Origin of the sequence: Oligoflexus tunisiensis (genome assembly GCF_001748245.1) — a bacterium.
Lineage (GTDB): Bacteria > Bdellovibrionota_B > Oligoflexia > Oligoflexales > Oligoflexaceae > Oligoflexus > Oligoflexus tunisiensis.
The window spans coordinates 805,881-818,256 of sequence record NZ_BDFO01000001.1 but is presented as its reverse complement, the minus strand read 5'-3'; the positions used below and the strand labels follow the sequence as shown (position 1 = coordinate 818,256).

11 protein-coding genes are annotated in these 12,376 nt (G+C 46.9%); 9 read left to right on the top strand and 2 right to left on the bottom strand.

The features are described from left to right. The first annotated feature begins 27 nt into the window (after positions 1-27). From drmA to OLTU_RS03685, 4 genes are all read left to right on the top strand, one after another. On the top strand, positions 28-3,426 hold the full coding sequence (drmA, locus tag OLTU_RS03700) for a DISARM system helicase DrmA (RefSeq protein ID WP_141731407.1): 3,399 nt from the start codon (positions 28-30) through the stop codon (positions 3,424-3,426). A gap of 3 nt (positions 3,427-3,429) precedes the next feature. Next, positions 3,430-5,232, top strand: a complete 1,803-nt coding sequence (gene drmB / locus OLTU_RS03695) for a DUF1998 domain-containing protein (RefSeq protein ID WP_141731406.1) — start codon at positions 3,430-3,432, stop codon at positions 5,230-5,232. Between the two features lie 4 nt (positions 5,233-5,236). After that, entirely contained in the window at positions 5,237-6,028 is a 792-nt protein-coding gene (drmC, locus tag OLTU_RS03690) for a DISARM system phospholipase D-like protein DrmC (RefSeq protein WP_176736309.1), read from the top strand. Positions 6,029-6,247: 219 nt separating this feature from the next. Continuing rightward, on the top strand, positions 6,248-6,538 hold the full coding sequence (locus OLTU_RS03685; RefSeq protein ID WP_141731404.1) for a nucleotidyltransferase family protein: 291 nt from the start codon (positions 6,248-6,250) through the stop codon (positions 6,536-6,538). Between the two features lie 65 nt (positions 6,539-6,603). Here OLTU_RS03685 and OLTU_RS03680 read toward each other — a convergent pair whose 3' ends face one another. Together OLTU_RS03680 and OLTU_RS03675 are read right to left on the bottom strand one after the other, a co-directional pair. Next, entirely contained in the window at positions 6,604-6,903 is a 300-nt protein-coding gene (locus tag OLTU_RS03680; protein ID WP_141731403.1) for a hypothetical protein, read from the bottom strand. Beyond that, positions 6,900-7,661, bottom strand: a complete 762-nt coding sequence (locus OLTU_RS03675) for a hypothetical protein (protein ID WP_218109817.1) — start codon at positions 7,659-7,661, stop codon at positions 6,900-6,902. Before OLTU_RS03675 ends, OLTU_RS03680 begins: the two co-directional genes overlap by 4 nt. A 228-nt stretch (positions 7,662-7,889) precedes the next feature. Here OLTU_RS03675 and OLTU_RS03670 point away from each other — a divergent pair, with 228 nt between their 5' ends. The 5 genes from OLTU_RS03670 to OLTU_RS03650 all read left to right on the top strand — a co-directional run bounded on the left by OLTU_RS03670 (position 7,890) and on the right by OLTU_RS03650 (position 12,278). Then, the gene (locus OLTU_RS03670) at positions 7,890-8,159 is read left to right on the top strand and encodes a hypothetical protein (RefSeq protein WP_141731401.1); all 270 of its coding nucleotides are present in this window, start codon (positions 7,890-7,892) and stop codon (positions 8,157-8,159) included. Between the two features lie 25 nt (positions 8,160-8,184). Further along, positions 8,185-8,805 carry an NlpC/P60 family protein gene (locus OLTU_RS03665; protein ID WP_141731400.1) on the top strand — a complete coding sequence of 207 codons (621 nt, stop codon included), beginning with the start codon at positions 8,185-8,187 and terminating at the stop codon, positions 8,803-8,805. A gap of 15 nt (positions 8,806-8,820) precedes the next feature. Further along, the gene (locus OLTU_RS03660) at positions 8,821-10,101 is read left to right on the top strand and encodes a hypothetical protein (protein WP_141731399.1); all 1,281 of its coding nucleotides are present in this window, start codon (positions 8,821-8,823) and stop codon (positions 10,099-10,101) included. A 768-nt stretch (positions 10,102-10,869) separates the two neighbouring features. Then, positions 10,870-11,388: a HEAT repeat domain-containing protein gene (locus OLTU_RS03655; protein WP_141731398.1), complete on the top strand. Its 519-nt coding sequence runs from the start codon at positions 10,870-10,872 to the stop codon at positions 11,386-11,388. 95 nt (positions 11,389-11,483) lie between these two features. Next, the gene (locus OLTU_RS03650; protein ID WP_141731397.1) at positions 11,484-12,278 is read left to right on the top strand and encodes a CPBP family intramembrane glutamic endopeptidase; all 795 of its coding nucleotides are present in this window, start codon (positions 11,484-11,486) and stop codon (positions 12,276-12,278) included. Positions 12,279-12,376: the final 98 nt, after the last annotated feature.

The following is a 12,376-nucleotide window of genomic DNA, read 5'->3' as shown; positions in this document are numbered from 1 at the left end:
TGCAACGCATGAAGTAAAGGATCAATAATGGATTCACAAGCTGTCAGGAAAAGACTCGCCGAAGTCCTGGAACTTGATCTTGTGGGCCCTCGTCCAGGTTCAAGACACCAATCGGAAATATTGCCCCACGCACCAAGTCGTTGGTACTTGACCGGCTTTCTTGCCCCTATCAATGCGCGGCCCGAAGTCAGATCGGATGAAGCAGCTCATGATGAGCTGGATTGCGCTTCCGAATCTGGAAGTCTTGATGACCATACACCGGAATCCCAAGCAGCTCGTCAGACCTTTTTTCCTTCAAGCATCGGACTTAGCTTCCTAATTAGTGCCAGCGAAAACTCACTAAATGCAACAATTACCTGGGGTGATTACGAGTTCATCACAGACCGACAATCCGAAGCAGAAGTAGGGGATGAACCAAATGCTGCAAACAATTGGCAACGCGTGCCACGTCAAACCGTAGTTTCAATATCGTTAAGCAGGCCAAGAACAAGTCTACCAGTTCCCGGCAGTGGTGGAATCCAGCTTATCATATCCGTTAGAGACGTTGACGCCAAATGGGCTGCATCAGGTAAACTTTCCCCAGGAACAAGATCTGTTTCAATATTTGTGGTCAATGCAAGACTACCCTCTTCAAACGATCAATTACGCGATACTGCCTTTATATTCCAGGCACAGCTTGAAGTGCAATCTGTTCAAGGATTCATCCCTAGGCCTAATATGCGAGGTGCGACACTCGAAGATCATGATGAGCGAATTGCTGATCTCCAATACAGCAACGTTCATGAATATAGTGTTGGTCATGGTATAGCAGCCGAGTCCGAATCCGAAAATGGTCGCTGTCATACTATTCGTACAAAATGGATTCCCCAAAGCACAGTAGAGAGGGTTGAACCAGGTGAAGTTGAAAATGTTACGCTTGGGATGGAAGAACTTGCTTCATTTGAAGAGCCGGGCGCATTGATTGCTGGTCTCATGCCCCTAATTAACCAATATTCCGACTGGATTCAAAGTCAGACGAGCAAGATCCCGAATGAACCACGGACACGATCTGACACTGGACGCGAACTTATCAACCAAGCCGATTCTGCATTAAAACGGATCCAGTTCGGTATAAACCTTTTGCGAGATAGTGACGTCTTTACAGCGTTTAAACTCGCAAACAAAGTTATGGCCATAGCAGCACGTCAGCGCACATCAGTAATTGAGAGAACCAAGCCGGAGGCCACAAAACCGCCAAAGTGGCGCCTTTTTCAGCTTGCATTCATCTTGCTAAACCTTAACGCAATCCATGATCCCACACATGAAAATAGTAACCGTACTGTTGTCGACCTACTCTTCTTTCCCACGGGAGGAGGTAAAACTGAAGCTTACCTCGGGCTGGCAGCATTTACTTTGATAATGCGGCGTTTAAGGAATCCTGGCATAGCTTGCGCGGGCGTTTCAATTTTGATGCGCTATACCCTTCGACTCCTCACATTAGACCAACTAAGCCGCGCGACGACTTTGATTTGCGCTCTTGAATTGGAGCGACGACGAGATCCGAACCGACTCGGTACTTGGCCATTTGAGATTGGGTTGTGGGTTGGAAAGGCGGCAACTCCTAACCGCATGGGTAGATTAGGAGATAACGACCAATCCAGCGCTCGAACCAAGACTATTGCATATGGAAATAACAGCCAAAAATCTCCTCCCCTACCTATAGAAAAGTGTCCTTGGTGTGGAAGCGAATTAGGACAAACTTCATTTCGTCTATGGCCAAACCGCAACAACCCGACTGATTTGCATGTTCATTGCTCTGAGCGAGATTGCCCTTTTTCTGGCGACTTTCATCTACCGATTTTGGGCGTCGACGAACAAATATATAAGCGCTTGCCGTGCTTCCTTATTGCAACCGTTGATAAGTTCGCATCGCTTCCCTGGGTAGCAGAAACAGGAGCATTATTTGGGCGAGTAGACAGATTCGATAATCAAGGATTCTATTCCTCAGCTCTTCAATCACGGGGCTCACCAATACCAGGGGGCATACTCCCGGCACCGGACATCATTATCCAAGATGAGTTACATTTGATCTCTGGTCCGATGGGGACTATCGCAGGTTTATACGAAGGTGCAATCGATGCGCTTTGCGAACGAAATGTGAATGGCAAAATCGTCCGTCCTAAAATCATTGCTTCAACAGCAACGGTCAGACGAGCTGACCGACAAATTCAGGCACTTTTCAATCGAAAAAGCATCTATGTCTTTCCTCCACAAGGCCCCGACGTTCGTGACTCGTTTTTTGCGATCACAAAGGCGCCTGATGAGGCCCCTCCTCGACTTTACCTTGGGGTTGCAGCACAGGGGAGAAGCCAAAAAGTCACGTTACTAAAAACTTATATAGCACTCCTAAGTGCAAGCCAAAAGATCTACGATGAGTTTAAAACATCCAAAAATCGCAACCCAAACCCGGCAGACCCGTACATGACGCTCTTAGGTTACTTCAACTCGCTGCGTGAGCTAGGGGGCAGCCGACGGATAGTTGAAGATGAGATTCGAATACGCTTATCAGGATATTCCTCACGTGCCAGACTGGGAGATACAGAGGGACCTTTTGCCAATCGCTCCATTAAGCATGAACCAGTAGAACTAACTTCCAGAGTCCCTACACATGAGGTGTCAGGAACTAAGGATCATCTTGGTCTGCCGCATTCCGACAAAAATCATGTTGACGTTGCACTAGCAACAAATATGATTTCCGTAGGTCTTGACATCAGCCGACTCGGATTAATGGTGGTTCTCGGTCAGCCGAAGACAACTGCGGAATACATCCAAACAACGAGTCGAGTCGGGCGGGACGCTAAACGGCCTGGGCTCGTTGTGACTTTACTAAATGTCCATAAACATCGCGATAGATCGCACTATGAGCGGTTTGATTATTTCCATCAAACATTTTATCGGAATGTTGAAGTAACTAGCGTTACCCCATTTTCTCCAAGAGCACTGGACAAGGGACTCGCCGGAGCAGTTGTCTCACTGGCTCGCCATGGACTTCTCCAAATGACACCACCCCTTGGTGCAGGTCAAATCCTAAACCATATAAACAATCTAAGGTTCGTAGTCGAATCCTTCTCACTTAGGGCAGCTGATTATGTTACGCGACCGATTGAAGAGAAGGAATTGATAAGACAATCTTTAAGACAAAGACTGGATGATCTGCTCGACAAGTGGCAACGAATTGCACTGGAATTGCAACAAAGATCAACCAACCTACAATACAATCCGCTCGAAACTGGGGCTGCCGCTCCATTATTACATGATTTTCTTGATCCGAAACTCAATACATTGCCACAAGAATTTAGAAGCTTTCGAGCTAGTCGCTCAATGCGCGATGTCGAACCCAGTGTCGGCCTTATAGTGAAAACGCTTAACCTACAAGACGTCGAGTAAACAATGAGTAAACCAGAAATTAGGCAAAGCCAGTTAATTACAACTTTTGGACCTGGCTCGATGCTCGACCTTCCACAATACTCTGTGTTAGTGGGAGGTTTAGACTTTTGGAACTTCAGGCAGGGCGGAGATATCATCACAGAAACCCGGCTCGCCAGCAAAGTAAGGAATGTACTTCAGAAGGAGCAAGTAGAACTTCGCGCTCCCCCACAAAAAAATGAGACCTTTGAAGAACGCGAAAGGCTCGTAACAGTATTCCAGTTTCCAGAATACTTTGTAACTCAAGATACACTGCCAAATAATCTCCCATATCATGCGCGGTCGAGACGACTAGTCCATAGGCATGCACTAGCAAAAGGCCGGACATGGAAAGACGAAGATCGTCAAAACAGAACAGTAGTCCCTATTAGATTCGTTCGCGCATGCCCCAAAGGGCATATTGGAGATATCAACTGGAAGGAATTTGTACATCATGGACCTTCAACATGTTCTCGCGAGCTGTGGATAGATGAAGTTGGAACTTCAGGTGATCTTAGTGACGTTTGGATTCGATGCGGATGCAATGCTAGGCGAAGGGTCAGCGAAGCATCGCAAATCGAAACGCTTGCATTAGGGCGTTGTGACGGAAACCGTCCTTGGCTCGGAGTATATAGTCGCGAAGACTGCAATCAGCCTAACAGGCTCCTTATTCGAACTGCTAGCAATTCATACTTTCCACAAATTTTAAGCGTAATTTCAATTCCTGAACCAGTGGATGAGGCCGTCCTTGCTGTAGATGAACTATGGGAAAAAGGGCTATCAAATGTACAAAGCCAGGAAGCGTTAGCCTTCTTCCGCCAATTTAACGCCTCTGGCGCCCAACGTCTCAGTAGCTTCGACGACGCAAGAGTGTGGGAAGCAATTCAAAGTAAACGGAATAATGGCTTGACCTCAACAAATATCACTATTAAAGAACTCGAAATGCAGACCCTGAATTCTGTTAGTGACGAACTTGGAACAGACACCCCTCACGGTGATTTTTTCGCAAGATCTTTGCCAGAGAAAGAATGGAAGTCTGACCTCACAAGAGCGGTTTCTCGAGTTGTTCTTGTGCATAGATTACGAGAAGTGTCTGCACTTGTAGGTTTTACGCGTTTTGAAGCGATGTCTCCCGACGTCAACGGAGAGCTAGATCTTGATGTACAAAGGGCGGCACTAGGCCTGAATGTCGATTGGGTACCAGCCTACGAAAACCGTGGTGAGGGAGTCTTTCTTTCATTTAATCCAGATGCTATCCATCGATGGCTTGCAAATGAAGCTGTTATTCGACGTGGACGAGCACTCCAGGAAGGATTCCAGCATTGGCTTAATGAGCATCCAAACAGCAGGAGAACTTTCCCAGGGGTTCCCTACTATCTCTTACACTCCCTTTCGCACATTCTTATCTCGGCAGTCTCGCTAGAATGTGGTTACCCAGCCAGCTCGATTAAAGAACGCATCTATTGCAGCCCTAACGCATATGGAATTCTCTTATACACCTCAAGTCCAGATGCAGAGGGTACGCTTGGCGGGCTAGTAGAGACCGGAAGAGCACTCCGCGAGCACTTGCGAAACGCATTGGATTACATAAAACTGTGTTCAAACGATCCAGTGTGCTCCCAACATGAAATGGAAAGTGCTCACGACACTCGCTATTTGGTGGGTGCCGCTTGTCATGGCTGCCTTCTGATCTCTGAAACATCTTGTGAGCAGCATAACAATTTCTTGGATCGCGCTCTCGTAGTACCAACACTTGAAACTACAGATGCTGCCTTTTTTGGAGCTTAGGAGCATGCAATGGACCTCGAGGCTTGCCCATCTGGACTTACAAGCCATTATTGACGGCCTTGAACGTGGATCTCTTAGATCGCCATTTACGGAAGCCGGATGTTTCAGGCTTTTTGGTCGTGAAACCGGAAAAGTTGTACACCAAGGTTTAAAGCAGCTCAACAGCTTTGGGTTCAACGACCATCAGATATCAGTCGCCCTTGCTCTTGTGAGAGAAGATCGAGTCAACTCCCGAATCAATGAGAATTTGGATAGAATCGACCTAGTCTGGACGGGTCCAGAGACTATGGGAATCACAAATAGGGATACAAAGGTTGTAGTCCAGGAGCTCTTCCGGCATGCAAAAAGAAACGTTTTAATTTCCGGATTTGCGGTTTACCAGGGAAAAGATATTTTCAAGACCTTGGCCGAAAAAATGGATGGTGACCCGGATTTTTCCGTTGATATGTTCCTTAATATACATCGCCAGAGAGGCGACACGACTAGAAGGGAGGACCTAGTTAAAAGATTCATTGCCGAGTTTAAACAGAAGCAGTGGATTGGCACTCGGCTTCCCTGTGTATATTTTGATCCAAGATCTTTGGCCCTCGATCAAAAGAAAGGCTCAGTTCTACATGCCAAGTGTGTAGTAACTGATAAAACTGCGTCGTTTGTGACTTCAGCCAACTTTACGGAGGCGGCGCAGGAACGGAACATTGAGGTGGGTGTACTTATTAAAATACCCCTATTCTCAGAGAAGCTACATGACCACTTCGTTGCCTTGAGTTCGTCTGGTCTGCTGGAAAGAATAATATAAATCCTGAAACCCAAACTCGCCAAGCTCAGCAGCTAGGCAGTGGTAATTAAATTGGCCAGGATGTGGCCAACAGGATGAAGCAAATTGGATCTTCCTACGTGTTCCTGGCTGAAGCACAGCCAATGATTAAATTTAAATTCTAATAAGTTAGGCCGCTACCACGACTCCGAGTAACTTCTAGGTGGATTCCCGCCACCTCTACCAAACATGAGGAAACCCATGACTCCTCTGGATAAGATCAAAGCCCACCGACAGGAAATTCTCGATATCGCAAAGAAGTACGGAGCCAGCAATATCCGGACCTTCGGATCCGTTGCCCGTGGTGAAGCCGGTCCCGACAGTGACTACGATTTTCTCATAGATCTGGAACCGGGTCGCTCCGCATTTGAAATCGGCGGCCTTCTCATGGATCTCCAGGATCTCTTAGGCGCGAAAGTTGATGTTGTTACCGACAGAGGACTCAACAAGCACATCCGGGACAAGGTCTTGAAAGAAGCGATCACAGTATGAAAGATGATCGCATCTACCTTCGTCGAGAGACCTCATTTTGCTTTTCAGAAACTTCGGCATGTCTCCTAATTGGCTTCCCGCCGAGCTTCGGTAGCCCGAACTCTCAAGCCTGAATCCACAGCAATCAATTCGACTGTCTTGGACTCAAAATCAAAGGTCTTCGCCTGAAGCTTAATTGTCTCAAGCCCAGGTTTTTGAAAATTAAGAACTTCTCCCGAAAAGGCCCCATGAAGGACCTGTTGCATCTCGGCGGAAGTCAATTCAATGTGAATTTCCTTACCTTTAGGACCTGCGCCGCTCTCCTGGCCAGCGAAAAGTGCCGTTGTCACTGCGGATATCAATATTACCAGAGCAAGTTTTTTCATGGTTGTGCCTCACTTTTCGGGGAGCTGAGGAATGTGGAGACTATACCATAGGCCATGACATAAGGCCCAAGGTTCTTCTTGTCGTGCATAAGTTCAGCTAACGCATCGTCGGCATCCGTCAAAATCTTATGGGCTTTGCGTTTGGCCTCTAAAGAAAAACCTTCCGTCCTGATTCTAATCAGGCTTCCCCACTCATCAATTTTGCTCTCATCAAAGAGGTCAGCGATGTGCCTGATTTCGTCCAGCAAGAGGTCAAGATCAATAAATCTGAAAGACTCTCTAATGGCTTTGAGGTTCCCGTCTGGATCGTACTTAATGAGCTCGGCATCGAGAAGACGGCGCATGCAAATCTCAGAACGTTCTCCTATCTTTTGTTTAAGAGATTCCGGAGAAATCCCAGCCTCAGTAGCTGCGAGCGACAAAGTTAGAAACTCATCCCGGCTCAACCTTATTTTGGATTCTGTGACCACAGGTTCAATATTCTGCTGCTGGTCGGCATAAAATATTCCAGTCTCAGGGTAATGCTTTAGGATGAACTGAGCACCTTCCTTGCGGGGAAAGATGACGGCAGCTATCTGCATGGCGTTGGTTGCGGAGGCACTTACTTCCTTCTGGACAATCCGCCTGATTGATGAGTAAGGCACCGAACTTAGGTTTGATAGAACCTGAAGCGAAGAGTTTTTCCGCGTCTTCAACCAGGATTCAATGGCTTCCGCCAGTTCATCCCTAAGGTTCGCCATATCAAAACCTCCCATCATATTCACCGCAGTGAGCAGCCACGACCCGAAAAACTACCATGACGAGCGAATGAAGGAAACGATCTTCTGAGGTCTTTCTCATCGGTTCTGGATGGGATAAAACGGTTCTCGCTAACTTCAAACGTTAAGTCTCATAATCCAATACATACAAAGTTTTCGCAGTGGTGACTGATCGATTTTTGTTAATCGACGCGTCGTACATTCTTGTTCTCAAAATAAGGAGATTCTATGGGTTTAATTCGTTCTATTGCAGCAGCTCTGTCTCTCATAGCCCTTCCAACGTCTATTTCAGCGGAGGTTCATAAGCTGACTGAGAAAGAGTATCAGCAGTTTATCGATGAATTAATAGGGGCCATTGAAAAAGGAACGGTTGGGGTTGGCGGTGGTAACGGCGGAAGTCAAGGCTCTGGAACGTCGCCTGGCTCTGGGTCGGGCGAGAACAGTGATGACGATCCAGGCAATGACGACAGTGGCGATGGTATCGGTGAAAGTTGGTAATTCTAACTCTGAAAGTGAGTAATACATGAAACCATATATCGCGCTTTTTGCCTTTCTCGCGTCGGGCTACGCCTATTCCCAAGAGAAAATATGTGAGTCATGCGACCCACGAGTTTCCGGCGATATCGTACATAGGTCGTCGGGATTTGATAGTGGCTTTGTTGGGCATGCAGGAATTTATGTTGCAGATAACAAGTTCTATCATGTGACAAGCCATGGTTCCGATATCGAAGCCGCACTGCAGAAGGTGGGCTGGATCACGTTCTTCTCATCTGAGCCCGGTAAATTACGTGATTCGTGGGGAGCTAAAAGACCTGCCTCCCGGCCTAAGGGTATTACGTCCGCTGAGTTTTCGAAGCTTGCAACGGAAACTCAAAATCTCATGGAGGTAGGTACAGTGTATGATTTTATGCATGTGAATCAAAAAGGTAAGTTTATTCCTCAGGCACCGGATCGGCCTGTCATGTTCGGGAAAGGGCATATGCTGTTTGATTGCGTTGGATACGTCGAAGGTATATATGAAAATCCGCGGCGAGGCCTCAATATCAACCTCACGCCAAATGATCAGGAAGAAGGTGTAGGCTTGCCCTTGACCGTGCGCGAGCAAAGAGACAGTCCCTTTGTTGTATCCGTGCCTTCCACCTGAGAGGAGAAGCCCGTCATGAAGCGAGCAATAATCACTTTTACCACAGTCATTTTAGCTCTGGCAGCTGTTTTCCTTCTGCTTCCAGTTAGAAAAGATGGAAAAATGGACGCTACGGATGCGTTCGCTGACACGATTTCGCCCGAAAAAAGCAGAACTAGCGTGCTCAGTGAAAAGTCGAACGATGTGCTTCATGACAATATCCCTCCACCTAACAGCCCCACTCAGGAAAGTTCGGTCCTACCGAATTCAATTCCTGAGATGCGGGCCAAAATCAGGGAGTTTGCTGATAGGAAGTATTTCCCATACAACATTCTTTCCGCGATTTTGAATGGGCCATTTACACAGGATATGAAATTCATGGCCCTTCAAGCATTCACGCAAGTCCACTATGCAAAGTCCGATGAAGTCTACAAAAACACACAGGGCCTTATCGAATTTGTCGACAGGAATCTCCAGGACATGAATGAAAATCACCGCGGTGTCGTCATGGGACTGATCGATCAACTCAACGATGACATGAATCCGAATCAGGAAGCCGCATTGAATTACTTCGAGGGGAAGTTTCAAGACTACAGGCATACCGATAAGGAGATGGCAAAGCTCTTTCTTCGTGGGTTTAAGGATCAAGATCTGGTCAAGGACATCATGAATGATAGGAACGACAAGGTTCTAAGCGAAGCGGCGCAAAACCTTCTCCCTCAAATTGCGAGCCCCATGGTTATCAAAGAGATCCTTCAAGACAAAAGATTCACACCTGACCAGCAGGCCGTGGCGCTTCAGAGACTGGCCAGCAACGTGGATGGTGAAACCAGACCAAATGGAATGACTGATGCTGACGCCCTTATCATACTCGCAAAGGATCTTGATCAAAAGAAAGGGACTGGAGACAAATATTACAAGGCGGTTCTCTATGGCATTAGTGGGTCAAAGCACAAAGACCGCGAAAAATTCCTGGTTGGGGGAATGAAGAATAGCCTTGAACCATATAAGGCCAAAAAAGGTACGCGAGCTTACTCATCGGTACCCGAACTTGCGGCTATGTTCGGCTACCTTGTGGATCTGCCGGAAAGGTCGAGTGCCTATGAGTTCTTCGAGGTTGAGTTAGGGAGAATGGCAGCTGAGAATAAGTGCCCGGATACCGAAGCTGATTCTGCTCTCCTTGATCTAATATCGTTTTGGCAGGACGCATGCGAGCGATCGGTCGATGACTGCCCAGAGAAGGCGAAGAAGAATGAATACTATAAGGCAATTTCAGAGAGATATATGGCCTTAAAGAGTAGATGTCCTGCGATTTGATGCGGCTAAGAAAATAGCGCCTAATTTCAATTATGATGAATTACTCAACCCACCTCCCTGAGGCGAAGGATCACTGATACCATAAATGGGGCCACTTCACTCCTCACCAAGCACGAGCACAAAGTTTACAAACTTATGGCCACGGATCGTCTTCTTCCCAAGCTTGTAAAAGCCAACGTTTTCCACATGCTTTCCGCGACAGCTAGTGAGGGTGGCATCAAAATTAACAGGGCCTTGACATTCTTTCCTTGTTTGCCCACAGCGGCCAACCTTCTTCGTACAGCCCGATTCAGGCAGCCCTTGGCTATGGTAAGGTTGTCCGGCCGATTAAGCATCCTTGAAAATGACGACCTGTGCTTACCGGTCAATCGAGCGGCAAACCTGGTTTGATGTCCCTTTGTTTCCAGCATCAGGTACAAAGTATATGCAGCCACGACCTCAATGATACTCTTGGGAACAAGCTGGAAATCGTCTATGATGCGGCTCAGGTGCTTTTGCATCATCGGCTCCTGTGGCTGGAAGGTTTCTTTCTCGTTCTTCCAATTTCGTAGCAAGTGGCATATTTTTCAATGTTTTAGAAGGTCATATGAGTAAAACCTGCTATTCCCAGGTATCTCGTGCAAATGAGTCTTTGAAAAATTTAATGGGCTTGTTCTTCAGATCATTTTTATCTCAGCGCTTGCGTCATACGCACCGGCGCCTCAATCTCGTCGATTCGACGCTCCGGTTCCGCAAGAGCCTTCTAACTTTTTCATTGAGGAGTGCTGATTGGCGCTAAACTCTAAAAACAAAAAATTGGAAAAGCTTCTTTCACTTTGGAATTCAGAGAAGAAATCAGTCAAGCATCGAGCGGGATTTAACCTGATAACGTTGGATGTTTGTCCGACAAGCACTCTCCTTGAAATACTCGAATATTCACTTATTGACAGAATGAATACTCAACCTGAAATCGGCGCCTATCAGATCAGTCGGATACTCAAAGAGAAAAAAGATCCCATCATGTTTGACCTCATGATGGAATACTGCAAGCGAAAAGACCAGGTCTATCGTGAAATTGGCGCTGAGCTGCTCGGGATTCTGAGAGATAATCGAGCGATCGAAACTCTGGTCTCGCTGTTAGAGGATGAATGGCCTTTGGTCAGACGCGCCGCTATATGCTCTTTGGGGGAATTGAAAGAACATCCTGGAGTTATCGAAAAATTGCGGTCGCACTATGAACTAAGAAAGGAAGAAATAAATGTAACCTTGGCTCTGGAGAGAATTTTAGGACCTATCCTGCTGTCGTAGACAACCAGACTTATACCATTGTCTTTGAAACACAAGCTGACCTTGCTTGGCAGCTGAGACAGATCGCGTCTGCAAAATAACCGGAGAGCGATGGGATGCGTTATCTATTTGTGGCTATTGGCACGTTTCTTCTATCCGCCTTCTTTATCGTGATCCGATATAAAACAGGCTGGGTTGAAGGATTTTTGCCTAACTTTGTTGAGTTTGTCCTCTGGATTCCCATCGCTTTCTTCTTTGCGAATAAGGTGCTAAGGACGACAATTTCTCGTGTGCCAGTGGGTTTTCGGGAAATTGTGGTCATCATCAGCATGGTGTTTGCCACGATTTCAGCAAACGCTTCCATTCAGATCATGCAGTCGAAAATCTTCGGTCGCACGTGGTCCGCATCCTACAAAGACCCAGTTGCTAAGCCAGGATCAAGCGAAGTTCCAGTTGTTCCGACTGTTGGGGAAAAGATCGCCACCAATTTCGTCTCTGTTGCCGGCGAAGAGATTGGTTCCCGATTCATAATTGTCAGCGCGCTTTTGATGGTTATGTCCCCTGGCTGGGCGATTGCGCTTTCAAGCCTGCTTTTTGCTGCGCTTCACACAGTTATCCCGATTTTGGTCGGCATGCCTGAGATCGGCTTATTTCGCCTTGGTTCCACGGGTGTTATTGGGGTTGCCTGCGGGATTGCGTTCATAAGGTACGGCCTTGGTGCAGCGATAGCGATTCACTTCCTTGTCAATCTCGTGGGCTGGTTTGCCTACAACCAGACCTACATCGCCAACGCCATATTGTTCGGTTCTGGATTCGTCGCGTTGTTTGTGCTTCCACCAACACTCTGGTTCACCAGAAAACGGCGAAAACATGAACGGGAAACCCTCATTTCCCAAGCGGCAACGGTTTAGAGCCGGGACTATGCGGTAGTAATTTTGATACATTTCCCTGTAATTCTCATATGTTATCCTAGTAAACGATCGTTTACTACAATTATCTCTTAGTAAGC